At 42.3% G+C, this 24,600-nt stretch carries 21 protein-coding genes and 1 pseudogene; 17 read left to right on the top strand and 5 right to left on the bottom strand.

The genetic code is table 11. The features are described 5' to 3' along the window. Window positions 1-16: 16 nt before the first annotated feature. The 7 genes from M1G12_RS08620 to purB all read left to right on the top strand — a co-directional run bounded on the left by M1G12_RS08620 (window position 17) and on the right by purB (window position 6,771). The gene (locus tag M1G12_RS08620; protein ID WP_033675667.1) at window positions 17-490 is read left to right on the top strand and encodes a GNAT family N-acetyltransferase; all 474 of its coding nucleotides are present in this window, start codon (window positions 17-19) and stop codon (window positions 488-490) included. Then, entirely contained in the window at window positions 483-2,030 is a 1,548-nt protein-coding gene (purH, locus tag M1G12_RS08615) for a bifunctional phosphoribosylaminoimidazolecarboxamide formyltransferase/IMP cyclohydrolase (protein ID WP_237447388.1), read from the top strand. The genes M1G12_RS08620 and purH overlap by 8 nt, the downstream gene beginning before the upstream one ends. A 121-nt stretch (window positions 2,031-2,151) precedes the next feature. Further along, window positions 2,152-3,414, top strand: coding sequence for a phosphoribosylamine--glycine ligase (gene purD / locus M1G12_RS08610; protein WP_237447389.1), 1,263 nt, complete (start codon window positions 2,152-2,154; stop codon window positions 3,412-3,414). 191 nt (window positions 3,415-3,605) lie between these two features. Then, complete coding sequence (gene purE / locus M1G12_RS08605) at window positions 3,606-4,094, top strand: 5-(carboxyamino)imidazole ribonucleotide mutase (protein WP_125416735.1); 489 nt, start codon at window positions 3,606-3,608, stop codon at window positions 4,092-4,094. Further along, a complete protein-coding gene (purK, locus tag M1G12_RS08600; RefSeq protein WP_237447390.1) occupies window positions 4,081-5,172 on the top strand; it encodes a 5-(carboxyamino)imidazole ribonucleotide synthase in 1,092 nt (363 codons plus the stop codon). The genes purE and purK overlap by 14 nt, the downstream gene beginning before the upstream one ends. A gap of 9 nt (window positions 5,173-5,181) precedes the next feature. Beyond that, the gene (locus M1G12_RS08595) at window positions 5,182-5,409 is read left to right on the top strand and encodes a phosphoribosylaminoimidazole carboxylase (RefSeq protein ID WP_084953732.1); all 228 of its coding nucleotides are present in this window, start codon (window positions 5,182-5,184) and stop codon (window positions 5,407-5,409) included. Window positions 5,410-5,472: 63 nt separating this feature from the next. Beyond that, window positions 5,473-6,771 (top strand): adenylosuccinate lyase, encoded by a 1,299-nt coding sequence (gene purB, locus M1G12_RS08590; RefSeq protein ID WP_049515826.1) that lies wholly within the window; start codon window positions 5,473-5,475, stop codon window positions 6,769-6,771. 87 nt (window positions 6,772-6,858) lie between these two features. Here the strand turns inward: purB and M1G12_RS08585 are convergent, their stop codons facing one another. Together M1G12_RS08585 and M1G12_RS08580 are read right to left on the bottom strand one after the other, a co-directional pair. Continuing rightward, a complete protein-coding gene (locus M1G12_RS08585) occupies window positions 6,859-10,797 on the bottom strand; it encodes a family 20 glycosylhydrolase (protein WP_247949759.1) in 3,939 nt (1,312 codons plus the stop codon). Between the two features lie 313 nt (window positions 10,798-11,110). Next, on the bottom strand, window positions 11,111-11,827 hold the full coding sequence (locus tag M1G12_RS08580; RefSeq protein ID WP_001007193.1) for a GntR family transcriptional regulator: 717 nt from the start codon (window positions 11,825-11,827) through the stop codon (window positions 11,111-11,113). Between the two features lie 318 nt (window positions 11,828-12,145). Between M1G12_RS08580 and M1G12_RS08575 the strand changes: the two genes are divergently transcribed. The 10 genes and pseudogenes from M1G12_RS08575 to tnpA form a co-directional block, all read left to right on the top strand. Further along, entirely contained in the window at window positions 12,146-13,933 is a 1,788-nt protein-coding gene (locus M1G12_RS08575; RefSeq protein ID WP_247949758.1) for a glycoside hydrolase family 35 protein, read from the top strand. Next, window positions 13,930-14,406: a PTS sugar transporter subunit IIB gene (locus tag M1G12_RS08570; protein ID WP_000156971.1), complete on the top strand. Its 477-nt coding sequence runs from the start codon at window positions 13,930-13,932 to the stop codon at window positions 14,404-14,406. Before M1G12_RS08575 ends, M1G12_RS08570 begins: the two co-directional genes overlap by 4 nt. Window positions 14,407-14,432: 26 nt before the next feature. Beyond that, a complete protein-coding gene (locus tag M1G12_RS08565; protein ID WP_004250396.1) occupies window positions 14,433-15,338 on the top strand; it encodes a PTS mannose/fructose/sorbose/N-acetylgalactosamine transporter subunit IIC in 906 nt (301 codons plus the stop codon). Continuing rightward, the gene (locus M1G12_RS08560) at window positions 15,325-16,146 is read left to right on the top strand and encodes a PTS system mannose/fructose/sorbose family transporter subunit IID (RefSeq protein WP_247949757.1); all 822 of its coding nucleotides are present in this window, start codon (window positions 15,325-15,327) and stop codon (window positions 16,144-16,146) included. Before M1G12_RS08565 ends, M1G12_RS08560 begins: the two co-directional genes overlap by 14 nt. Window positions 16,147-16,149: 3 nt before the next feature. Further along, a complete protein-coding gene (locus tag M1G12_RS08555) occupies window positions 16,150-16,554 on the top strand; it encodes a PTS sugar transporter subunit IIA (RefSeq protein ID WP_247949756.1) in 405 nt (134 codons plus the stop codon). Window positions 16,555-16,916: 362 nt separating this feature from the next. After that, the gene (locus M1G12_RS08550) at window positions 16,917-18,083 is read left to right on the top strand and encodes an SIS domain-containing protein (RefSeq protein ID WP_247949755.1); all 1,167 of its coding nucleotides are present in this window, start codon (window positions 16,917-16,919) and stop codon (window positions 18,081-18,083) included. A 116-nt stretch (window positions 18,084-18,199) separates the two neighbouring features. Continuing rightward, entirely contained in the window at window positions 18,200-19,237 is a 1,038-nt protein-coding gene (locus M1G12_RS08545) for an aldose epimerase family protein (RefSeq protein ID WP_247949754.1), read from the top strand. A gap of 320 nt (window positions 19,238-19,557) precedes the next feature. Next, window positions 19,558-20,418, top strand: a complete 861-nt coding sequence (locus M1G12_RS08540; RefSeq protein WP_247949753.1) for a VOC family protein — start codon at window positions 19,558-19,560, stop codon at window positions 20,416-20,418. A gap of 143 nt (window positions 20,419-20,561) precedes the next feature. Continuing rightward, window positions 20,562-20,819, top strand: a complete 258-nt coding sequence (locus M1G12_RS08535) for a metal-sensitive transcriptional regulator (protein WP_000185159.1) — start codon at window positions 20,562-20,564, stop codon at window positions 20,817-20,819. A 290-nt stretch (window positions 20,820-21,109) separates the two neighbouring features. Continuing rightward, a pseudogene (tnpA, locus tag M1G12_RS09990) lies at window positions 21,110-21,427 on the top strand (IS200/IS605 family transposase); the annotation flags it as partial. A 551-nt stretch (window positions 21,428-21,978) separates the two neighbouring features. Here tnpA and M1G12_RS08525 read toward each other — a convergent pair. Genes M1G12_RS08525 through M1G12_RS08515 form a run of 3 tightly spaced genes read right to left on the bottom strand, consistent with a single transcriptional unit; the run spans window position 21,979 to window position 24,249 of the window. Next, on the bottom strand, window positions 21,979-22,275 hold the full coding sequence (locus M1G12_RS08525; RefSeq protein WP_084953600.1) for a rhodanese-like domain-containing protein: 297 nt from the start codon (window positions 22,273-22,275) through the stop codon (window positions 21,979-21,981). After that, the gene (locus M1G12_RS08520; RefSeq protein ID WP_247949752.1) at window positions 22,265-23,920 is read right to left on the bottom strand and encodes an FAD-dependent oxidoreductase; all 1,656 of its coding nucleotides are present in this window, start codon (window positions 23,918-23,920) and stop codon (window positions 22,265-22,267) included. Before M1G12_RS08520 ends, M1G12_RS08525 begins: the two co-directional genes overlap by 11 nt. 20 nt (window positions 23,921-23,940) lie before the next feature. After that, entirely contained in the window at window positions 23,941-24,249 is a 309-nt protein-coding gene (locus M1G12_RS08515; RefSeq protein WP_084864755.1) for a rhodanese-like domain-containing protein, read from the bottom strand. Window positions 24,250-24,600: the final 351 nt, after the last annotated feature.

Raw genomic sequence — 24,600 nt, 5'->3', positions numbered from 1 at the left:
ATTGCTAGGAGAAAAAATGATTGAGATAAAATTAGTAGATGAGAGCAGTTTTCAGGCAGTGCTGGATTTGAAAATATCTGAAGCTGATGAACGAGCACGTTTCGTGTCTCCAAATGTACGCTCTTTAGCTGACGCATGGCTCTACAGAGAGAATGGGGATGTGTTTCCAATGGCAATTTATTGGAATGAGCTTGTGGTTGGTTTTCTCCTGTTGGAAATAGATAAGGATGAAGCGGAATACTTTATCTGGCGGATAATGATTGGTCAGCAGTACCAAGGAAGAGGTCATGGTCGAAAAGCCTTGGAAGTTCTAATCAAAAAGGCTCAGATGGATATCGCTTGCAATCATATTATTGCAGATTATGTGGTTGGAAATGAAAAAATGAAGCACCTGCTGACTAGTTTGGGTTTTCAGGAAACAGGATTTATAGAAGAAAATAACGAAGTCGCTATGCGCTTGGACCTAAAGAAAGAGGAATATAATGACTAAACGCGCCTTAATCAGCGTCTCAGACAAAGCGGGCATTGTTGAATTTGCCCAAGAACTCAAAAAACTTGGTTGGGAGATTATCTCGACAGGTGGGACAAAGGTTGCCCTTGACAATGCTGGGGTGGAGACCATTGCGATCGATGATGTGACTGGTTTTCCAGAAATGATGGACGGTCGTGTCAAGACCCTTCACCCAAATATCCACGGTGGATTACTCGCTCGTCGTGATTTGGATAGTCACTTGGAAGCAGCCAAGGAGAACCAAATTGAGCTTATCGACCTAGTTGTGGTCAATCTTTACCCATTTAAGGAAACAATCCTCAAACCAGATGTGACTTACGCTGATGCAGTTGAAAACATTGATATTGGTGGGCCATCTATGCTTCGCTCGGCAGCGAAGAATCATGCCAGCGTGACAGTTGTGGTAGACCCTGCTGACTATACAGTGGTTTTGGACGAGTTGTCAGCCAATGGTGAAACGACTTACGAAACGCGTCAACGTTTGGCAGCCAAGGTTTTCCGTCATACAGCGGCTTATGATGCCTTGATTGCAGAGTATTTTACAGCTCAAGTCGGAGAAAGCAAACCTGAAAAGCTCACTTTGACCTATGACCTCAAACAAGCTATGCGTTACGGTGAGAACCCTCAACAAGACGCGGATTTCTACCAAAAAGCTTTGCCAACAGACTATTCGATTGCTTCAGCCAAACAGCTCAACGGGAAGGAATTATCTTTTAACAATATCCGTGATGCGGATGCTGCCATTCGTATTATCCGTGACTTCAAAGACCGTCCAACCGTTGTGGCTCTCAAGCATATGAATCCATGCGGTATCGGTCAGGCTGATGACATTGAGACTGCTTGGGACTACGCTTATGAGTCTGACCCAGTGTCTATCTTTGGTGGAATTGTCGTTCTCAACGGTGAGGTAGATGCTGCGACTGCTGAGAAGATGCACGGTGTTTTCCTTGAAATTATCATCGCACCAAGCTATACCGATGAAGCGCTAGCCATTTTGACCAACAAAAAGAAAAACTTGCGTATCCTTGCCTTGCCATTTGATGCTCAAGAGGCTAGCGAAGTGGAAGCAGAATACACAGGTGTAGTCGGTGGACTCCTCGTTCAAAACCAAGACGTGATCAAAGAAAGCCCAGCCGATTGGCAAGTGGTAACCAAACGCCAACCAACTGAGACAGAAGCGACTGCCCTTGAGTTTGCTTGGAAAGCTATCAAGTATGTCAAATCAAATGGAATCATCGTGACTAATAATCACATGACACTTGGTATTGGCCCAGGTCAAACCAATCGTGTGGCTTCAGTTCGTATTGCTATTGACCAAGCTAAAGACCGTCTTGACGGTGCTGTGCTTGCTTCGGATGCCTTCTTCCCATTTGCGGATAACGTGGAAGAAATCGCCAAAGCAGGTATCAAGGCTATCATCCAGCCAGGTGGCTCTGTCCGTGACCAAGAATCCATCGAAGCTGCGGATAAATATGGCTTGACCATGGTCTTTACAGGCGTGAGACATTTTAGACATTAAGAAGGTAAAGGGAAGAAAACAGTTTCTTTCCTTTTTTTGCGTAAAAACGCGGAGTAAAACAAGATTAAAACGAACGTTTGTGGTATAATTTTAGTAAATAATTCGCAAAAGAGGTTGAGAAATGAAACTACTTGTTGTCGGTTCGGGTGGTCGTGAACATGCGATTGCTAAGAAGTTGCTTGAATCAAAAGACGTTGAAAAAGTCTTTGTAGCTCCTGGAAATGACGGGATGACTCTGGATGGTCTGGAATTAGTGAATATCTCTATTTCCGAACATTCTAAATTGATTGAGTTTGCAAAAGCCAACGATATTGCTTGGACCTTTATCGGTCCAGATGATGCCCTTGCTGCTGGTATCGTGGATGATTTTAATGCGGCAGGACTCAAAGCTTTTGGTCCGACTAAGGCTGCGGCTGAACTTGAGTGGTCTAAGGATTTTGCCAAGGAAATCATGGTCAAATACGGCGTTCCGACAGCAGCCTATGGCACATTCTCAGATTTTGAGGAAGCCAAGGCCTATATCGAAAAGCAGGGTGCGCCTATCGTAGTCAAGGCGGATGGCTTGGCGCTTGGGAAGGGTGTCGTCGTTGCTGAGACAGTCAAGCAAGCGGTCGAAGCCGCTCATGAGATGCTTTTGGACAATAAATTTGGTGACTCAGGTGCGCGTGTGGTCATCGAGGAATTCCTTGAAGGGGAGGAATTTTCACTCTTTGCCTTTGTCAATGGGGACAAGTTTTACATCATGCCAACGGCTCAGGATCACAAACGTGCCTACGACGGGGACAAGGGTCCTAACACTGGCGGGATGGGAGCTTATGCGCCAGTCCCTCACTTGCCAGAGAGCGTAGTTGATACAGCGGTTGAGACTGTTGTCAAGCCAGTTCTTGAAGGCATGATTCAGGAAGGTCGCCCTTATCTGGGAGTTCTTTACGCAGGGCTTATCTTGACAGCTGATGGACCTAAGGTTATCGAGTTTAACGCTCGCTTCGGAGATCCTGAAACTCAGATTATCCTACCTCGTTTGACATCTGACTTTGCACAAAATATTACGGATATCCTCGATGGTAAGGAGCCAAACATCACATGGACGGATAAGGGTGTGACTCTGGGTGTGGTTGTCGCATCCAAGGGTTACCCGCTAGAATATGAAAAGGGTGTTGAATTGCCAGCTAAGACAGAAGGGGACATCATCACCTACTATGCAGGTGCTAAGTTTTCGGAAAATAGCAGAGCACTGCTGTCAAATGGTGGCCGTGTCTATATGCTCGTCACCATAGCAGTTACCGTCAAAGAAGCCCAAAACACTATCTACCAAGAACTTGACAAACAAGACACAGAAGGCCTCTTTTACCGAACTGATATCGGAAGCAAGGCAATTAAGTAAAGATATAAGAATAACGCGACGAAGTCGCCAAATACGATAATGGTCGCCGTGGTGAAAAGACCAGAACAGTTTCTGTTCTGGTCGGGGAAGCTTTGAGACCTTAGGCTCAAAGTTTAGTAATGAAACCGAAGGTTTGCTGCCGTCCCTCACAACTTAAGGTGATTGTTGAAAAAGAGGAAAAAGGAAAAGAAATGAAATCAGTAATTTCCATTATCATGGGCTCAAAATCCGACTGGGCAACCATGCAAAAAACCGCAGAAGTCCTAGATCGCTTTGGTGTAGCCTACGAAAAGAAAGTTGTTTCTGCACACCGTACACCAGACCTCATGTTTAAACATGCGGAGGAAGCACGTAGTCGCGGTATCAAGGTCATCATAGCGGGTGCTGGAGGCGCAGCCCATTTGCCAGGTATGGTCGCAGCTAAAACAACCCTTCCAGTCATTGGGGTGCCCGTCAAATCACGTGCCCTTAGTGGCGTGGACTCGCTCTATTCTATCGTTCAGATGCCGGGCGGTGTGCCTGTGGCGACAATGGCTATTGGTGAAGCTGGTGCGACAAATGCGGCTCTCTTTGCCCTCCGTCTCCTCTCAGTAGAGGACCAAGCTATTGCGACAGCTTTGGCAGATTTTGCAGAAGAACAAGGAAAAATCGCAGAGGAGTCGACGAATGAGCTCATCTAAAACAATCGGCATTATCGGTGGTGGTCAACTGGGTCAGATGATGGCCATTTCTGCTATCTATATGGGTCACAAGGTTATCGCGCTGGATCCTGCGGCGGATTGCCCAGCCTCTCGCGTGGCGGAGATCATCGTGGCTCCTTATAATGATGTGGATGCCCTCCGTCAGTTGGCTGAGCGTTGCGATGTCCTCACCTATGAGTTTGAAAATGTCGATGCTGACGGTTTGGATGCTGTCATTAAGGATGGTCAGCTCCCTCAAGGGACAGACCTGCTCCGCATTTCTCAAAATCGTATTTTTGAAAAAGATTTTCTCTCAAACAAGGCCCAAGTAACGGTGGCTCCTTACAAGGTTGTGACTTCTAGCCAAGACTTGGCAGATATGGACCTGTCGAAAAACTATGTCCTCAAGACGGCAACAGGTGGTTATGATGGACATGGGCAAAAGGTCATTCGTTCAGCAGAAGATTTGGAAGAAGCCTATGAACTAGCAGTTTCATCTGACTGCGTCTTGGAAGAATTTGTCAACTTTGATCTTGAAATTTCTGTCATCGTATCAGGAAATGGCAAGGACGTGACAGTTTTCCCAGTTCAGGAAAATATTCATCGCAATAATATTCTGTCTAAGACCATCGCCCCAGCTCGCATTTCAGAAAGTCTAGCTGACAAGGCCAAAGCCATGGCCGTGCGAATCGCTGAACAGTTGAACCTGTCTGGAACCCTTTGTGTGGAAATGTTTGCGACAGCTGATGATATCATTGTCAATGAGATTGCCCCACGTCCACATAACTCAGGGCACTATTCAATCGAAGCCTGCGACTTCTCTCAGTTTGATACCCATATTCTAGGCGTTCTGGGAGCACCATTACCAGCCATCAAACTGCATGCGCCGGCCGTTATGCTGAATGTTCTCGGCCAGCATGTCGAGGCTGCTGAGCAGTATGTGACAGAAAATCCAAGCGCCCACCTCCACATGTATGGTAAAATAGAAGCGAAGCACAACCGCAAGATGGGACATGTGACTTTGTTTAGTGATGTGCCAGATACTGTAGTTGAGTTTGGGAAAGGAATTGATTTTTAGTACAAGTCTATGATACAAATTATCGTTAATGCATTTATTGAAAAGGATAAGACTGGAGCAATCGTTGAAGTCTTGTATGCTAGTAGTGATCACGAAAAGGTAAAGGCTAAATATGAAGAGCTAGTTGCTCTATATCCTGAAAACTATTTAGCAATTTATGATTTACCATTGGAAACCGATCTCAATGAATTACTACACTATCCATCTGTGTTTATTGGAAAAGAGGAGTTTGAGTAGAAATCTTGGTTTACCTAGATAACTTATTCCCAACAGCTTAAGAAGAAAGGAAAAATTAACAACATGATCGAACGTTACTCTCGCCCTGAGATGGCGAACATTTGGAGTGAAGAAAATAAATACCGTGCTTGGCTTGAGGTGGAAATCTTGGCTGACGAGGCATGGGCTGAGTTGGGGGAAATCCCTAAGGAAGATGTGGCTTTGATTCGTGAAAAAGCGGACTTTGACATCGACCGTATTTTGGAGATTGAGCAGGAGACTCGCCACGATGTGGTAGCTTTCACGCGTGCGGTTTCTGAAACGCTTGGCGAAGAGCGCAAATGGGTCCATTACGGCTTGACATCAACTGACGTGGTGGATACGGCTTACGGTTACCTCTACAAGCAGGCCAACGACATCATCCGTCGTGACCTTGAAAACTTCACCAACATCATCGCTGATAAGGCTAAGGAGCACAAGTTTACCATCATGATGGGGCGTACCCACGGTGTGCACGCTGAACCTACAACCTTTGGTCTGAAATTGGCGACTTGGTATAGCGAAATGAAGCGCAATATCGAGCGTTTCGAGCATGCGGCTGCTGGTGTGGAAGCTGGTAAGATTTCTGGTGCGGTTGGGAACTTTGCCAACATCCCACCATTTGTAGAACAATATGTCTGCGACAAGTTGGGTATCCGTGCTCAAGAAATCTCTACACAGGTGCTTCCTCGTGACCTTCACGCTGAGTACTTTGCAGTTCTTGCTAGCATTGCGACTTCTATCGAACGTATGGCGACTGAGATTCGTGGTTTGCAAAAATCAGAACAACGTGAAGTGGAAGAATTCTTTGCTAAAGGGCAAAAAGGTTCATCTGCAATGCCTCACAAACGCAACCCTATCGGTTCTGAGAACATGACAGGTCTAGCGCGTGTTATCCGTGGTCACATGATTACTGCCTATGAGAACGTAGCTCTCTGGCACGAACGTGATATCTCTCACTCATCAGCTGAGCGCATCATTACACCAGATACGACTATTTTGATTGACTACATGCTCAACCGTTTTGGAAATATTGTCAAGAATTTGACAGTCTTCCCAGAAAACATGATCCGCAACATGAACTCGACTTTTGGTTTGATTTTCAGTCAACGTGCTATGTTGACCTTGATTGAAAAAGGAATGACCCGTGAGCAAGCCTATGACTTGGTACAACCAAAAACAGCCTACTCTTGGGACAATCAAGTAGACTTTAAACCACTTCTTGAAGCAGATCCAGAGGTAACTTCTCGCCTCACTCAAGAAGAAATCGATGAAATCTTCAACCCTCTTTATTACACCAAACGAGTGGATGATATCTTTGAACGTCTTGGACTTGGTGACTAATCAACAAATATTGAATATAAAAAGCGAGATTTCCATCTCGCTTTTTTGATTCCTTGTCTATCAGAATCTTCTTTATGAGTATTGATATTAGACCCATTCGCCGTCAGCATTTACAGCGTAGCCATCAATTGTTGTGTTGACAGCTAAGGCTCCTGAAGGGTATGAATAATACCATTTATCTTCAACTTGGAACCAACCAGTTTTCATTGTACCTGAGTTGTCAAGATAATACCATGTATCTCCTTGGTTGACCCAGCCGGTTTGCATGGCACCTGAGTCGTTGAGATAGTACCATGATCCACCTTGATCGATCCAACCAGTTTGCATAGCACCTGAGTTATCAAGATAATACCATGTACCATTTACTTTCTGCCAACCAGTTTTCATTACACCAGACTCATCTAGGTAGTACCATGCTCCGTCTTTAACCCAACCGGTCTTCACTTTATCTGCATGATCATAGTAATACCATTTGCTTTCAATTAATTTCCATCCAGGTTTACTATTTTTACCATCTGCTAATTGATGAGTGATTCCGTTAGCAGAGTTAGATTCAGCCTTAGGCCCGCTTTCAACAACTACTTTGAAAGGAGTTTCTGTTCGGCTAGGCTCTTCCTTAGGAATGTCTAGTCTAGGTTTTTCTTCTGCGATTGGAGCAAGGCCATTCTCATCGCCGACATGTGTAATTGGTGCTCCGAATTCCACAATTTGATCGACAGGTTCTTTGGTTACTTGACTATCTAGAACTGTTTCGCTGGCCTTTCCATTTTCAGTAAGAACAGATACGTAAGAAGTGCGTTCACCTAGAACTCCAGCTTTGACAACTTTTTCTTGGCCTGCTGGGAGATTCGGATTTTCTTTTCGAATGACTTTAAACGGAATGCTTTCTGTTTTCACAACTAGTTCAGGTTTGGTTTCAACGTTAGCAGCTAGTTCATTTTCATCTAGGCTTCCTGAATGAGTTGCAGATGGTTTGAGGCCTTGAAGAGCGGCCTTGAGCTTACCTACTAGTGCGTCTAATTCAGCTTGTTTGCTGCGGTTGAGGTTAAGGTTCAGTCCATCTTTTGCTGCCTTGAGTGCAGCTAGGCTCTCTGTGCTGTATCCGTCTAAGTTTGTAGGAATTTTAGCTAATTCTTCGCGGAGAGCATTATAATTAGCACGGAAGTAGTCTTTGTTGTGGTCTGCAAAGGCAGCCATGAGTTCAAAGATTTCCTCTTCCTTGTATTCAGCGCTTGGTTTATCTGCCCATATAGCTAACATACTACCAACTGTTGGAAGGTCAACTTCAGGATATTTGGTAGAAGCTAGTTGATTGAATGGAACTTTTCCAGAATTTTCAATTGCCTTTGAAAGAGGATAAGCTTCATCTTGTTTGTGATTTCCTAAAACATAGTACCAGTCACCGTTGGTATTCAAGAACTTATAGCCTTTGCTTGCCAGGTATTGAGGTGACGCAAGGTTGTAGCCCCACCAGCCTTTAGACCAGTAAGAAATCAAGACATCCTTATCGAATTCAGCATCATCCTTGTCTTCATAGTAGAAGCCATCGTTGAAGGCCATTGGTTGTAGCCCTCTTTCTTTGGCCATAGCAGCAAGGCTGTTAGAATAGTCTGCGAACTTGTTATATAGTCCATACCATTTGAGGTAGTACCAACCTTGGGCGTTGGTCGCATCATTGGCATATTCATCTGTACCATAGTTGAATATCTTTGATTTATCAGCAAAGTAATCCATATACTTACCGATAAGGGCTTTGGTAAAGTTAAGTGCTTCTTGATTTTCAAGGTCCATGGTTGTTTTTGAGACCTTATCAAAGTTGGCTTGAGGATTCGTGATGCCAAGTTTTTCCATGGCAACGAGCATAGCATCCATATGTCCTGGACTATTGATAGCTGGTATCAGACCAATACCTTTTTCCTTAGCGTATTTAGCTAGCTCTGTCACTTCTGCCTGTGTTAGTGCAGTACCGTTTGGATCGTCGTAGTAAGCTTTAGTTCCTTCGATAATAGCTTTTTTAACGTCATCACTAGCATAGGTTTTTCCGTTGGCAGTAATGGTCATATCATCGAGTAGGAAGCGAAGGCCATCATTTCCTAGAAGGAGGTGGGCATCAGAGTAGCCGAGCTCGCTCGCCTTGTCTACGATGCGTTTGAGTCGATCTAGAGAGAAGTATTTGCGACCTGCATCGATGGAAATGACTTTATTCTTATTCAGTTTTTCAAGTTCGCGTTTAGCATCCTCTTCTTTTTGTGCTTCTGGAGTTAAAGCCAAGTTTTTAATAGCATCTTGAAGGCTTGCGATTGCTTGATCAATCGTATCTTGTTGAGCACGACTGAGGTTGCTATCGAGTGAACGGATGGCTTTTTCAGCTTCTTTGACAGCAGCAAAACTTTCAGCAGTATAGCGGTTAGAGTCTTTTGGTATAGTTTCTAGTGCTTTTTCTGCAGGTTGATAGTTGGCTGCGAAGTATTCAGCGTTGGCATTTGCAAAATGACGCATGAGTTTGAAGAGGCGAGATGGTGAATAACGTGCAGATGGGGTATCGGCCCAAGCAGCTACCATACCACCGATGATTGGCACATCAGCTCCCTCTGTTTTTGGTACAGAAGTGATTGGTGTGTTTTTAATACCATTGAGCCCCTGATCGAGATTGTACCAACCTTGGCCATCAGCGTTTCGTCCAAGAACGTAGTACCAAGCATCATTGGTATTAAGGATTTGGTGACCTTTTTCAGCTAGTAGTTTAGAAGAAGCAACGTCGTAGCCCCCCCAACCACCAGTCCACATAGAAACGATGATGTCTTTGTCAAAACTACCAAAGCTTGTGTCGCTATTGTAGTAGATACCGTCGTTAAAGGCCATTGGTTTGAGACCGTGAGATTTTACAATACGAGCGAGGTCATTAGCGTAAGAGATGAATTTTTCATATCCTTTTTCAGGGTAACCTTCATTTGGATAATATTTATCAGCTTGAAGCACACTCCAACCTTTAGCATCTGTCGCATCATTGGCATATTCATCTAGTCCAATATTGAAGATTTCAGATTTCTTAGAGAAGTAGTTAGCGTATTTGTCAATCAGAGTTTTTGTGAAATCGACTGCTTGTTTATTATTTAAGTCAACAGTTCGTTCCGATTTTTTACCAAAATAATCAAAGTTAGGATTTTCAATGCCAAGTTCTTTCATAGCATGGAGCATAGCATCCATATGTCCAGGACTATTGACAGTTGGAATCACACCAATTCCCTTATCTTTGGCATAATTAATCAAATCGGTCATCTGACTTTCAGTGAGATGGTTACCATTTGGATCATCGTAATAAGCATTTGTTCCATTTTCAATGGCGCGTTTGACATCATCACTAGAGTAGGTTTTATCGCCCACTTTCATAGACATATCGTCCAACATGAAACGGAGGCCATCGTTACCTACCAAGAGATGAAGATCTGTGTAACCATATTCTTTCGCTTTGTCGATAATTTCTTTGAGCTGCTCAGGTGAGAAATATTTACGTCCGGCATCAATTGAAACGATTTTTCGTTTAGCTAATTTTTCATTTTCAGTTGCAGCACGTTCCTTTCCTACCTCTGTTGCCGGTTTGTCAGCCTCTGCTTTCGTTTCATCTTTTTTAGCTGGTTTATCCTTGTCAGCTTCTGACTTATCAGTCTTGTCTGTATCCGACTCTTTAGAATTAGCCTCTTTCTGCTCTTTCTTTTTAGGGCTAACTTCCTCTTGTGTTTTTTCCTCTGTTTTTGGAAGACTAGCTACCTTATCAGTAGCTGGAGTTTCTGTTTCTACAGTTTTTGGAGCTTCTGGTTGAAGCTCTGCTTTAGGTGTCTCCTCAGTCCGATTTTCGGATGGTTGAGGGGAATCGGAAACCGTATGGATGGTCGGTTGGTTTTCTGTAGTAGGAGTAACTCCATCGGCTGCAACAGCCTGTGCTTGGAAGGCAAATCCAATTAGAACAGAAGCTGCTCCTACAGCGTATTTACGAATGGAAAAACGTTGTTGTTTTTCTTGTTTCATTGCAAAACCTCCTGATTGTATTTTATATTGATAGCGTTTACATAAAACAACACCCTTATTTTATTTCTTATATTAACAAGAGTCAAGAGGAGATGATAAAAAACTATAATAAATATAAAAAAATATAAAATTTAAGCTTAAGATTTCAGATCGGTCGGAAAAGAAACATATATATACTTAGTAGAATTTTTTTAGTCCTATTTCTATAAAATATTCCACAAATTATAGAATCTTCCAAAATTAGGTAAGCGCTACCTTTTTGGTATGGTATAATAAGTATAGAAAAAGCCCAAGCAAGGCTTAGGCTTTCTTCTTAGTGATCACGGTCACATGAAATGAATTTGATTTTGTAGTAATCTGCGCGTTTATATGTTTCGCTGTATGCAAGAACTTGACCAGTAGACTCTAGTTTAGTAGTCTTGGTTTGTAAAACGGTTGGGAATTGTTCATCGACTCCGAGGATTGAAGCCGCATGTTCTGGAGTTGGAAATGCTATTTCATTGATTTCTTCAAAATGTTCATCATTCATGTGAATGTGGTAATCCAATTTGAAACGGTTATAGATAGAGCTATAATATTCAAGATTTGGATAATTTGCGTTGATGTATTGTTCTGGGATGTAAGATGTATGGTAGATGTACACAACACCACCTGTTTCGCGAACGCGTTCAATCTTGTAGTAGAACTGATCTCCGCGTAGTCCAAGTTTTTCTAAGTAGCTTAGTTTATTTCCACGCTCAATAGAAAGGACGGTAACTTTATCATCTTTAGTTTCAAAAACTTCTACATCTGAAAACTCTACGAGTTTGTGTTTGCGTGCGCGTGAAACGAATGTACCCTTTCCTTGTTGACGGACAATATAGCCATCCTTGGCAAGGTCGTTTAAAGCGCGAACAACTGTGATAGAACTAACATCATACATTGCAATCAATTCAGCTTCAGTGTAGAATTTATCTCCACTGGCAAATTGACCAGAAATGATTTTGTTCTTTAACTCATCTTTAATATATTGATACTTTGGAATTGCCATATTTTCACCTCGATTTTCCTTCTCCGTTAAAGATTTTACCATAAAACTGGAAAGAATAGTAGCCTTTTGAATAAAAAAATTAGAATAATAGGCTATAAGGTTAATTTACATAGGAATAAATAGAAAAACCTACATTTTTATACATGGTGCTAAAATGTTGTTATGACTATAGATTACAAGATTTTTATAAGTTTTTTGTGTAAAATTTAGTGAAAAATGAAAAAAATTGTGAAAACCTATTGACAAATGTAAGATATTGAGATATATTTACTATATCAACAAATGAAAGCGTAAACTTTATTGTCAGAAGGTAAGAATATGACACGATTTGAGATACGGGATGATTTTTATCTCGATGGAAAATCATTTAAGATTTTATCTGGCGCCATTCATTATTTTAGGGTTCCTCCAGAAGATTGGTATCATTCGCTCTATAACTTGAAGGCTCTTGGTTTTAATACAGTAGAGACTTATGTGGCCTGGAATTTACACGAGCCTCGTGAGGGTGAGTTTCACTTTGAAGGAGCTCTGGATTTGGAGCGATTTCTTCAGACAGCACAAGATTTGGGTCTCTACGCTATCGTTCGTCCGTCACCCTTCATCTGTGCAGAGTGGGAATTCGGTGGCTTACCAGCCTGGCTCTTAACAAAGAATATGAGGCTTCGTTCCTCAGATCCTACTTATATTGAAGCTGTCGGTCGCTACTATGACCAGCTATTGTCACGGTTGGTTCCACATTTGTTGGACAATGGTGGCAACATCCTCATGATGCAGGTTGAAAATGAGTATGGTTCTTATGGAGAAGATAAGGCTTATCTGAGAGCCATTCGACAGTTGATGGAAGAGCGTGGCGTAACCTGTCCCCTCTTTACATCAGATGGTCCATGGCGAGCTACTTTGAAAGCTGGAACTTTGATCGAAGATGACCTCTTTGTAACAGGGAACTTTGGTTCTAAGGCGCCTTACAACTTTTCACAGATGCAGGAATTCTTTGATGAGCATGGCAAGAAATGGCCTCTCATGTGTATGGAGTTCTGGGATGGTTGGTTCAATCGTTGGAAGGAACCGATTATCACGCGGGATCCGAAAGAATTGGCAGATGCAGTTCGAGAGGTTTTGGAACAAGGCTCTATCAATCTTTACATGTTCCATGGTGGTACAAACTTTGGTTTCATGAATGGTTGCTCGGCTAGAGGGACTTTGGACCTGCCACAAGTTACATCTTATGATTACGATGCCCTTCTGGATGAAGAAGGAAATCCAACTGCCAAATATCTGGCAGTCAAGAAAATGATGGCAACACATTTTCCAGAGTATCCGCAGTTGGAACCACTCTACAAAGAGAGTATGGAGTTGGATGCTATTCCACTAGTTGAAAAAGTTTCCTTGTTTGAAACCTTGGATAGCTTATCTAGTCCAGTAGAAAGCCTCTATCCTAAAAAGATGGAGGAGTTGGGACAAAGTTATGGCTACCTACTTTATCGAACAGAAACAAACTGGGATGCAGAAGAAGAAAGACTTCGTATCATTGATGGTCGAGATAGAGCTCAGCTTTATGTCGATGGTCAGTGGGTCGAAACTCAATATCAGACAGAGATTGGGGAAGATATTTTTTATCAAGGTGAAAAGAAAGCGCTATCTAGGCTAGATATCTTGGTAGAAAATATGGGGCGTGTCAACTATGGACATAAGTTCTTAGCAGATACGCAACGTAAGGGAATTCGGACAGGGGTTTGTAAGGATTTGCACTTCTTACTAAACTGGAAACACTATCCACTCCCACTAGATAATCCTGAGAAAATTGATTTTTCAAAAGGATGGACAGAAGGACAACCAGCCTTTTACGCTTATGATTTTACAATCGAAGCGCCAAAAGATACTTATCTAGACTTGTCTGAGTTTGGTAAGGGAGTTGCCTTTGTCAATGGGCAGAACCTAGGACGTTTTTGGAACGTTGGCCCAACCCTCTCGCTTTATATCCCTCATAGCTACCTCAAGGAAGGTGCCAACCGCATCATTATCTTTGAAACAGAAGGTGAATATAAAGAAGAGATTTATTTAACTCGTAAACCTACACTAAAACACATAAAGGGGGAAAACTTATGACAATTGTAGGATGCCGTATCGATGGACGTTTGATCCACGGACAAGTAGCCAATCTATGGGCTGGAAAACTAAATGTTTCACGTATTATGGTTGTAGATGACGAAGTTGTCAACAACGACGTTGAAAAGAGTGGTTTGAAACTTGCGACACCACCAGGTGTGAAATTGAGTATTTTGCCAATTGAAAAAGCGGCAGCCAATATTCTTGCTGGTAAATACGATAGCCAACGTCTCTTTATCGTGGCTCGTAAACCAGACCGTTTCCTTGGTTTGGTAGAAGCAGGTGTACCACTTGAAACCCTTAATGTTGGGAATATGTCTCAAACACCAGAAACTCGCGCCATCACACGTTCTATCAACGTAGTGGACAAGGATGTGGAAGACTTCCACAAACTGGCAGAAAAAGGTGTTAAACTTACTGCTCAAATGGTTCCAAATGATCCAGTTTCAGACTTTTTGAGCTTATTAAAATAGGAAAAAATTTTTAGGAGGTCATTGTTATGATACAATGGTGGCAAATTTTACTTCTCACTCTGTACTCAGCTTATCAAATCTGTGATGAGTTGACGATCGTTTCTTCTGCAGGTTCCCCTGTATTCGCTGGTTTCATTACTGGTTTAGTCATGGGAGATTTGACAACTGGTTTGTTTATCGGTGGTAGCTTGCAGTTGTTCGTACTTGGGGTAGGTACCTTCGGTGGTGCTTCTCGTATTGACGCAACTTCTGGTGCGGTTCTTGCGACTGCTTTCTCAGTTTCACAAGGAATCGAAACAGACCTTGCGATCACTACAATCGCTGTACCAGTAGCAGCACTTTTGACTTACTTCGACGTACTTGGTCGTATGACTACAACATTCTTCGCTCACCGTATTGACGCTGCGATTGAACGCTTTGACTACAAAGGAATCGAACGTAACTATCTTCTTGGTGCGCTTCCTTGGGCTCTATCTCGTGCCCTTCCAGTATTCTTCGCCCTTGCTTTCGGTGGAGAATTCGTACAAGGTGTTGTAAACCTTGTTAAAGAATACCAATGGGTTGCAGACGGTTTGACTCTTGCAGGTCGTATGCTTCCAGGTCTTGGATTCGCTATCTTGCTTCGTTACCTTCCAGTTAAACGTAACCTTCACTACCTTGCTATGGGATTTGGTTTGACAGCTATGTTGACTGTTCTTTACTCAAACGTACAAAGTCTTGGTGGAGCAGTTGCTGGTATCATTAGCACTCTTCCTGCTGAAGTTGCTGAAAAAATTGGCTTTGTTAACAACTTCAAAGGATTGTCTATGATCGGTATCTCTATCGTGGGTATCTTCCTTGCAGTTGTTCACTTCAAGAACAGCCAAAAAGTTGCTGTAGCAGCACCTTCTACACCATCAGAAAGTGGGGAAATTGAAGATGACGAATTCTAATTACAAATTAACAAAAGAAGATTTTAATCAAATTAACAAACGTAGCTTGTTCACTTTCCAATTGGGATGGAACTACGAACGTATGCAAGCATCAGGTTACCTTTACATGATCTTGCCACAATTGCGTAAAATGTATGGAGATGGAACTCCTGAGTTGAAAGAAATGATGAAAGTTCATACTCAATTCTTCAACACTTCACCATTCTTCCACACAATCATCGCTGGTTTTGACCTTGCTATGGAAGAAAAAGATGGCGTTGACTCAAAAGATGCGGTTAACGGTATCAAGACAGGTTTGATGGGACCATTCGCTCCTCTTGGAGATACAATCTTTGGTTCACTTGTACCTGCTATCATGGGATCTATCGCTGCAACAATGGCTATTGCCGGCCAACCTTGGGGTATCTTCCTTTGGATCGCAGTTGCAGTAGCGTATGACATCTTCCGTTGGAAACAGTTGGAATTTGCATACAAAGAAGGGGTTAACCTTATCAACAACATGCAAAGTACTTTGACAGCTTTGATTGAAGCTGCATCTGTACTTGGTGTATTCATGATGGGTGCTCTTGTAGCAACAATGATCAACTTTGAAATTTCTTACAAATGGGCAATCGGTGAGAAGATGATTGACTTCCAAGACATCTTGAACCAAATCTTCCCACGCTTGCTTCCAGCAATCTTTACTGCCTTTATCTTCTGGTTGCTTGGTAAGAAAGGTATGAACTCTACTAAAGCTATCGGTATTATTATCGTACTTGCTTTGGCTCTTTCTGCCTTTGGTAAATTTGTACTTGGAATGGGCGCATAATTTATGGCTAAATCATTAATTTTGGTGAGTCATGGTCGCTTCTGTGAAGAACTTAAAGGTAGCACTGAAATGATTATGGGGCCACAAGACAATATTCATGCAGTGGCTCTTCTTCCAGAAGATGGCCCAGATGAATTTACTGCAAAATTTGAAGCTGCTATTGAAGGATTGGATGATTTCCTAGTCTTTGCGGATCTTCTCGGTGGAACACCATGTAACGTGGTAAGCCGTTTGATTATGGAAGGTCGTGACATCGAACTTTATGCAGGGATGAATCTTCCAATGGTGATTGAATTTATCAATGCGAGCCTGACAGGCGCAGATGCGAACTATAAGAACCGTGCTGCAGAAAGTATTGTGAAAGTCAATGACCTGTTAGCTGGCTTCGATGATGACGAAGATGAATAATACTCTTCGAAAATCAAATTCAAACTACGTCAACGTCGCCTTGCCGTAAAGATGTTACTGACTTCGTCAGTTCTATCTGCAACCTCAAAGCCGTGCTTTGAGCAGCCTGCGGCTAGTTTCCTAGTTTGCTCTTTGATTTTCATTGAGTATAAGATGTGACAACGTGAAAATCAGAGGGAAAATAGGCGATAAGAGGATGGAGCGATGCTCCGACGATAATCGGTCTTTTTCCCAAAGATTTTAGTTGGAACTCGATTCAATAAGATGTGACAACGTGAAAATCGTTAGAGCATTTTATATAGAATATACATGGGAATGGGGCTTACTCCCATTCCCATATTTAATAGAAAAAGAGGAACTCAATGCTACATTATACAAAAGAAGACTTGATTGAATTGGGTGCAGAAATCACTACACGTGAAATCTACCAACAGCCTGATGTATGGAAAGAAGCTTTTGAATCTTATCAAGCAAAACGTGAAGAAATTGCAGCCTTCCTGCAAGGGATTGCTGATAAACATGACTATATCAAGGTTATTTTGACAGGTGCGGGGACTTCTGCTTATGTGGGAGATACCTTGGTACCTTACTTTAAGGAAGTCTATGACGAAAGAAAATGGAATTTCAATGCCATTGCGACAACAGATATCGTTGCCAATCCAGAAACTTATTTGAAAAAAGATGTGGCGACTGTCCTTGTATCTTTTGCTCGTAGTGGGAACTCGCCTGAAAGTGTGGCAACTGTTGATTTGGCCAAGACCTTGGTGGATGAGCTTTACCAAGTGACGATTACTTGTGCAGCGGACGGTAAGTTGGCTCTTCAAGCTCATGGCGATGACCGTAATCTCTTGCTGTTACAACCTGCTGCTTCAAATGACGCTGGATTTGCCATGACTTCTAGCTTTACATCTATGATGTTGACAGCACTCTTGGTTTTTGATCCTACAGAATTTGCTGTTAAAGCTGAACGTTTTGAAGTTGTATCTAGTCTTGCCCGTAAAATTCTAGACAATGCAGAAGATGTCAAAGAACTTGTTGACCTAGATTTTAACCGTGTCATCTATCTAGGCGCTGGTCCTTTCTTTGGCCTTGCTCATGAAGCTCAGCTCAAGATTTTGGAATTAACAGCTGGTCAAGTGGCGACTATGTATGAAAGTCCAGTTGGCTTCCGTCACGGTCCAAAATCACTAATCAACGAAGATACAGTTGTTTTGGTCTTTGGTACAACGACAGACTACACTCGCAAGTACGACTTGGACTTGGTTCGTGAAGTGGCTGGTGATCAGATTGCTCGTCGTGTTGTGCTTTTGAGTGATCAAGCTTTTGGTCTTGAAAATGTCAAAGAAGTGGCCCTTGGTTGTGGCGGTGTCTTGAATGATATTTACCGTGTCTTCCCTTACATCGTTTATGCCCAACTCTTTGCCCTATTGACTTCACTCAAGGTAGAAAACAAACCAGATACACCGTCTCCTACAGGTACAGTAAACCGTGTGGTACAAGGTGTTATCATCCACGAATATCAAAAGTAATACAGTGTTTATGAATTCTTGATAAAGGAGTTTGTAAATCATACAAGTAAACCATAGATTGTCAGTAGGCTTTCTATGGTTTGTTTGCTTGAGAGAAATAGTAAAAGGAGAACAGAATGAAAGCATACACAGAGAGTGTATTTGGAAATGTTGAGGGCAAGGATGTCTTGGCCTATCGATTTGAGACAGACGGTGGCTACCAACTTGAGGTTATGACTTATGGTGCGACCATCTTGCGCTATGTCACACCTGACAAGACTGGAAATTTTGCCAATGTTATCTTGGGATTTGATGACTTTGATAGCTATGTAGGCAATAGCCCCAAACATGGAGCTAGCGTAGGTCCTGTGGCAGGCCGTATTGCAGGTGCGACCTTTGAGCTTAATGGCAAGAACTATGACCTTGAAGTCAACAATGCTAGCAACTGTAACCATAGCGGTTCAACTGGTTGGGATTCCAGCTTGTTTGAACTAGTTGAAGTGAGCGACCATGGCTTGACCCTCTATACAGAGCGTACAGATGGGACAGGAGGATTTCCTGGGAATCTCAAGATTTGGATCAGCTACCACTTAGAAGAAACTGGTGCCTATGAAATCAGCTACAAGGTAACGACCGATCAGGATACGCTGGTCAATCCAACTAATCACAGCTACTTCAACTTGTCTGGTGATTTCACGCAGACGCTTGACCGTCATGTCTTCCAACTAAACACAGAGGGAATTTACCCAATCGCTCCCGACGGTGTTCCGGCTAAAACTCCAGATGCCAATCGTGATGTGGTCAAACACATCTACAATGGTGCCTTGTTGAAGGATATCTTTGCAGAAGAAGATGAGCAAATCCAGCTGACATCAGGTTTGGATCATCCATTTGCCCTTCCTGCAGGCCATGACAATGCTGGTTTCCTTTATGACCAAAACTCAGGTCGCTTCCTACTTTTCAAGACAGAAGCTCCTTGCTTTGTAGTCTACACAGCAAACTTTGTGGATGAAAGTGTCATCATAGGAGGTCAGCCAATGGTACAGCACAATGGGATTGCCCTTGAAGCGCAAGCTTTACCAGATGCTATTCACAGTGACCTCAAAGACCAAGTCATTCTCAAAGCCGGTCAAACCTTCACCAGTAAGACACGTTATGAGCTTGTTGTGAAGTAAAGAAAGCTAGGAAAAAGTCTTTAAATTTAGAAAAACACATATTGTCGGGTGCTGAAAGTTTGATAATATGTGTTTTATTATGGAAAGATTTATAGTTCGTTGAATCAATAGCAGGACAAATAAGTTTATAAAATATTATGAAAAATCAGTTTGAATTTCTCAATCAACTTGTTCATATTCTATTTCAATCTACTATACTTTCTCCTATTCTGAAATGATGTTATTACTCAGCATCTCTTGAGTTTTCTGGCTTGACTTTCTTGATGGAAGTTATATAATTGTTGTAATAATTTAAATTACAACAAAAAGGAGAAATATTTATGACCTATGAATATAAGAGTCACGTTTATTTAGCAGAGGCAGTTTTAAATGTAAAGGATTTGGCAAGTCAAATAGCCTTTTATCAGCAAATCATTGGTCTAGAACTCCTATCTCAAACTGAGATAGAGGCCGTTCTAGGCCTTGGTGGAAAAGCCTTGGTACAGCTGATTCAAGCACAAGATAGTGGAGAAGTAAGGGAACATTATGGTCTTTACCATCTGGCTATTCTCTTGCCGACACGAAAGGCTTTGGCGGATGTCTTGAAACACCTGACAGATTTACAGATTCCTCTTGTGGGCGGTGCAGACCATGGTTACAGTGAGGCCCTTTATTTAGAGGATTTGGAGGGAAATGGCATTGAGCTCTATCGAGATAAGCCGGTTTCCACATGGGATATTCGAGAAGACGGTCGTATTATAGGGGTCACTGAGGCCCTTGCGGCACAGGATATCTATGAGTTGGGGGAAAGAGTAGAGCCCTTTATCCTAGCAGAAGGCACGAGAATGGGGCATATTCATCTTTCCGTCAAGGATAGTCGAAAGTCCAGCCAGTTTTATCAAAATGTGTTAGGGTTAGAGGATAAATTCAGTGTGACTAGCGCTAGTTGGATTGCGGCTGGGGAATATCATCATCATTTGGCAGTCAACGAATGGGGAGGAAAAAATCTGGCTCCGCGTAAGCAAGGCTTGCCAGGCTTAGCCTTTTATGTCATTGAAATCGCACATAAAGAAGAACTGTTAACGATTGTCCAGAGAGCACAAGAAGTTGATGCACCAATCAAGTGGCTGACATCTAGCCAGTTGGAAATCATAGACCCAGACAGAATTGTGACTCGTATTCGTTTAGCAAGGCAAAACTAGGAATTTCTATCAAGTTATCAGAATGGGTAATTTGCCTTTTGAAAAGTCTTTGATAACAGAACTGCGTGAACTGGATGGGCGAGAATTTTGACAAAGAAGCTGATTAGAGATATAATGAAGAAAAATCGAGCAAGGAAAAAGAAATGACAAACTCAAAGTATATTACTCGTTTGAAACGTTCAGAGGGCCAGTTGCGTGGGATTCAAAAGATGATTGAAGAAGATCGTGACTGTGCTGATATTGTGACGCAACTGACAGCCGTGAAATCTAGTGTGGAGCGCGTGATTGAGATGATAATTACCGAAAACCTTACTGAATGCATCAACCAGCCACTAGATGATCCTGAAGCTCAAAAGGAACGTCTAGAAAAGGCTATTCGATACTTGATTAAACGGAAATAAATTAAAGTTTTGAGACGATATTTGCAAAGGTCTATCTACTATTAGAATAGTTTAATTTGAATCAAAAGAGGCTAGAAAAAGTCTTTAAAATTAAAAAATGCATACTATCAGGTGTTGAAAACCTTGATAGTATGCGTTTTATTATGAGACTATTAGTCCGTCTCGATCCGTTAGGTGCGAGACAAAGAAACCACCCGCTATGCAGGTGCGCGTCGAAGGTTATACAAAAAAACTCCAAACGCGATACAATAAAGGTGTTCAAGCCAATTGTAAAGCGAAAGGAGAAAAATATGGCACAAAAGGCACATAGTTTATCACACACAAAGTGGATGTGTAAATATCACATTGTGTTCACCCCTAAGTATAGACGAAAAGTCATTTATAATCAATATCGAAGTAGTTTAGGGGAAATATTTCATCGCTTATGTAGTTATAAAGGTGTTGAAATTATCGAGGGTCACTTAATGCCAGACCATGTACACATGTTAGTAAGTATTCCACCAAGGATAAGTGTTTCGAGTTTCATGGGTTATTTAAAAGGAAAAAGTGCACTCATGATGTTTGACAAACACGCCAATCTCAAGTACAAGTTTGGGATTCAGCATTTCTAATCGGAAGGTTATTATGTAAGTACGATGGGACTTAATGAAGCCACAATTAAGAAATAGATTCAAGATTAAAGAAATTATCCAGTGGATGATTTCTTCACGAGTATGAAAATTTGAGAACGAGTAAAGCATGATATAGCACTAGATAAATTAAGTGTAAAAGAATATGAGGATCCCTTTAGGGATAGTGGTAAGTAATACTAAAGCCTCTTTGAGAGGCAAGTGACGAGTCAAGAGCAATAAGGCTTGAACAAAGTGAAAGCCAGCGTCTTTAGGCGCTGGCTGGTAATTGGGGCTTATAGCCCTAGGACAAGCCACCCGTTTGACGGGTGGTCATGATTGTGGGGAGATTTATACTCTTCGAAAATCTCTTCCAACCACGTCAGCTTCACCTTGCCGTAGAAATATGTTCTTGACTTTGTCAGTCTTATCTACAACCTCAAAACAGTGTTTTGAGCAGCCTGCGGCTAGCTTCCTAGTTTGCTCTTTGATTTTCATTGAGTATTACTTCATTTTCTCCTGAAATTGAGTTTTTGCCCAGCTCCTTTTGATTATTCTACTTGCCCTGGCCAAGCATTCATGCCACCTTCTACATTGGTAACGGAGAGGCCTTGGGCACTGAGAAATTGGCAGGCAGAGGCAGAACGTACTCCTCCTTGACAGATGACATGGTATGTACGGTCAGGCTTGAGTTCTTTGTAACCCTGCTCCAAAGTACTTAACGGAAGATTTTTGGCACCTGGTGCATGTCCCGCTTGGAATTCATGTGCTTCACGGACATCGATAAGTTCTAGATTTTCATTTTGATATTTTCCATAAAAGTCAGGCATGCTGATACTAGTTTCCATATTCTACTCCTTCTGGCTTAGCCATTTTGTATAGTGAATAAGCGCCGTCAAGGTTTTGGACGGTAAATCCTGCTTGTTTGAGGATACGCTCTGCGATATAGCTGCGCAAACCACTGTGGCAGCTAACGATGTAGGCTTGGTTCTTGTCTAGTTCGTCCAAGCGTTCCCGTAGTTCGTTTAGGGGGATGTGAATGGTGTCGACTTTGAGTCGACCACTTTGGAATTCGCTACTGGTCCGTACATCCAGGAATTTCTTGCCAGTAGCCATTTCATCTTCTAGCTGGAACCACTGTATATTGTCGCTCAGACCTTCGATAAGGTTTAAGGCTGCGTAGCCCAGCATATTGACGGGATCCTTGGCAGAGCCAAATGGTGGCGCATAGGTGAACTCCAATTCTGGTAAGTCAAAGACGGTGAGATTTCCCTTGATAGCAGTTGCCAGGATATCGATTCGCTTGTCAACACCTTTCTTCCCAATACCTTGGGCACCGTAGATTTTTCCAGTGGTTGGGTCAAAGAGGAGTTTCAAGGTCATATCAGTAGCGCCTGGATAATAACCAGCGTGATCTTTTCCACTGACATGAAGTGCCTTGTAAGGGAGTTGATTCATGCGAAGGATACGCTCGCTGAGCCCAGTCGAAGCAGCTGTCATATCAAAGGCACGAACAATAGCAGTGCCGATACTGCCCTTGTTTGTACGACCAAGTCCTGCGATGACGTCCGCTACTTGTCGTCCTTGACGATTGGCAGGAGAAGCTAGAGAGATGAGAGCGTCTTGGCCCGTAATCGCTTGCTTGACGACGATGGCATCCCCAACTGCAAAAATATCTTTTTGACTGGTTTCGTAATGTTCATCAACCAGAATCCCACCTCTAAATCCCAGTTCAATCCCCGTAGTTTTGGCCAGACTGTTTTCAGGTTCAACACCGATAGAAAGGATGGTGAGGTCAGAAGTGATCTTTTGACCGTTTTCGAGAACGATGATTTTTCCTTGGTCTTCAAATCGAACCGCAGACTGAGAAGTGATGACGCGAACGCCATTTTTAACCAATTCTGCTTGGACAAAGGCTGCCATTTCTTGATCTAATGGTGGCAAGACATGGGGTGCTTTCTCAATGATGGTAACTTGCAATCCACGTTTCGCAAGATTTTCAGCCATTTCAAGCCCGATAAAGCCTGCACCGATAACGACAGCTTCTTTTGGATGATTGTCCAAGGCAGCCATAATCTCGTCAAGATTGGGAACATTGCGGAGCGTGTAGGCATTCTTAGCTTCTGCCAAACCTTCAATGGTAGGAACAAATGCTTTAGCTCCTGGGGAGAGGATCAACTTGTCGTAGCTTTCTGTGAATTCCTGTCCATCGTGTCGCACAGTCACAGTGTGCTCTGCTGGGGAAATACTGATGACCTCATGGAAAGGACGAACATCCAGATTAAAGCGTGCTTTGAGACTTTCAGGAGTTTGGACCAATAAACTATCACGGTTTGCAATTTCTCCTGAAACATAGTAAGGAAGTCCGCAGTTTGCAAAGGAAACAAAGGGACCTTTCTCAAAAATAGTGATTTCAGCGTCTTCCATGAGACGTCTGAGACGGGTTGCTGCTGACATACCACCTGCAACTCCCCCGACAATGATAATTTTCATTGACTTTCTCCTTTATACATCTAGATGATTTTACCTGTCCAAGCACTCATACCGCCTCGGACATTGATGACATCATAGCCTTTTTTCTTAAGCTTTTTCGCAGCTAGTTTGCTTCGCACACCAGAATGACAAATGACATAAAGTGTTTCTTTTGTCGCTGGTGTATAAGATCCGATTTCGGATAGAGGGACATTTTTGGCATTTTTGATATGACCTCTATGGAATTCCGTAGGCGTCCGAACATCCAGTAGCTGAATCGGTTCTCTGAGTTTAGCTTCTAACTCGCTAGTCGAAATACTGTCAATTTTTGTAAATAATAAGTGAAACATAGGCACCTCCAAATATACCCTTATGGGGTATATTAAACCATGAAGTCAAGCTTTTGTCAAGTAAGTTGAATTGATTAGTATTGTTTCTTTTTCAGTATACAAGATGCCAACTTACAAACTAAAGAGTTGGTTGATAGGTTAGTGAATAGAACCTGTCCTATTTACTTAACAACAATTATTTTCTTAGAAAACAACCTTTTCTGAAAACTGACAAACCTCAATACTAAGGTAAGAAAAAAACAAGCAAAGTCCTTGAAAAATCAGAGAAAATCAAGTATAATATGAGTAATCATTTGTCGTAGGTTTTGTCTGAAATATTGTCCAGACAAGGCTCACAGCAGTTAAATCTCC

It is taken from the genome of Streptococcus mitis (assembly GCF_023110375.1).
Taxonomy (GTDB): Bacteria; Bacillota; Bacilli; order Lactobacillales; family Streptococcaceae; genus Streptococcus; species Streptococcus mitis_CI.
The sequence above is the reverse complement of the archived record's forward strand: the minus strand, read 5'-3'. Positions and strand labels throughout refer to the sequence as shown.

What these genes read in the sequence shown, in the direction of transcription:
- M1G12_RS08620 (WP_033675667.1), top strand. Translation starts at nt 17, where the DNA reads ATGATTGAGATAAAATTAGTAGATGAGAGCAGTTTTCAGGCAGTGCTG.
- purH (WP_237447388.1), top strand. Translation starts at nt 483, where the DNA reads ATGACTAAACGCGCCTTAATCAGCGTCTCAGACAAAGCGGGCATTGTT.
- purD (WP_237447389.1), top strand. Translation starts at nt 2,152, where the DNA reads ATGAAACTACTTGTTGTCGGTTCGGGTGGTCGTGAACATGCGATTGCT.
- purE (WP_125416735.1), top strand. Translation starts at nt 3,606, where the DNA reads ATGAAATCAGTAATTTCCATTATCATGGGCTCAAAATCCGACTGGGCA.
- purK (WP_237447390.1), top strand. Translation starts at nt 4,081, where the DNA reads ATGAGCTCATCTAAAACAATCGGCATTATCGGTGGTGGTCAACTGGGT.
- M1G12_RS08595 (WP_084953732.1), top strand. Translation starts at nt 5,182, where the DNA reads ATGATACAAATTATCGTTAATGCATTTATTGAAAAGGATAAGACTGGA.
- purB (WP_049515826.1), top strand. Translation starts at nt 5,473, where the DNA reads ATGATCGAACGTTACTCTCGCCCTGAGATGGCGAACATTTGGAGTGAA.
- M1G12_RS08585 (WP_247949759.1), bottom strand. Translation starts at nt 10,797, where the DNA reads ATGAAACAAGAAAAACAACAACGTTTTTCCATTCGTAAATACGCTGTA.
- M1G12_RS08580 (WP_001007193.1), bottom strand. Translation starts at nt 11,827, where the DNA reads ATGGCAATTCCAAAGTATCAATATATTAAAGATGAGTTAAAGAACAAA.
- M1G12_RS08575 (WP_247949758.1), top strand. Translation starts at nt 12,146, where the DNA reads ATGACACGATTTGAGATACGGGATGATTTTTATCTCGATGGAAAATCA.
- M1G12_RS08570 (WP_000156971.1), top strand. Translation starts at nt 13,930, where the DNA reads ATGACAATTGTAGGATGCCGTATCGATGGACGTTTGATCCACGGACAA.
- M1G12_RS08565 (WP_004250396.1), top strand. Translation starts at nt 14,433, where the DNA reads ATGATACAATGGTGGCAAATTTTACTTCTCACTCTGTACTCAGCTTAT.
- M1G12_RS08560 (WP_247949757.1), top strand. Translation starts at nt 15,325, where the DNA reads ATGACGAATTCTAATTACAAATTAACAAAAGAAGATTTTAATCAAATT.
- M1G12_RS08555 (WP_247949756.1), top strand. Translation starts at nt 16,150, where the DNA reads ATGGCTAAATCATTAATTTTGGTGAGTCATGGTCGCTTCTGTGAAGAA.
- M1G12_RS08550 (WP_247949755.1), top strand. Translation starts at nt 16,917, where the DNA reads ATGCTACATTATACAAAAGAAGACTTGATTGAATTGGGTGCAGAAATC.
- M1G12_RS08545 (WP_247949754.1), top strand. Translation starts at nt 18,200, where the DNA reads ATGAAAGCATACACAGAGAGTGTATTTGGAAATGTTGAGGGCAAGGAT.
- M1G12_RS08540 (WP_247949753.1), top strand. Translation starts at nt 19,558, where the DNA reads ATGACCTATGAATATAAGAGTCACGTTTATTTAGCAGAGGCAGTTTTA.
- M1G12_RS08535 (WP_000185159.1), top strand. Translation starts at nt 20,562, where the DNA reads ATGACAAACTCAAAGTATATTACTCGTTTGAAACGTTCAGAGGGCCAG.
- M1G12_RS08525 (WP_084953600.1), bottom strand. Translation starts at nt 22,275, where the DNA reads ATGGAAACTAGTATCAGCATGCCTGACTTTTATGGAAAATATCAAAAT.
- M1G12_RS08520 (WP_247949752.1), bottom strand. Translation starts at nt 23,920, where the DNA reads ATGAAAATTATCATTGTCGGGGGAGTTGCAGGTGGTATGTCAGCAGCA.
- M1G12_RS08515 (WP_084864755.1), bottom strand. Translation starts at nt 24,249, where the DNA reads ATGTTTCACTTATTATTTACAAAAATTGACAGTATTTCGACTAGCGAG.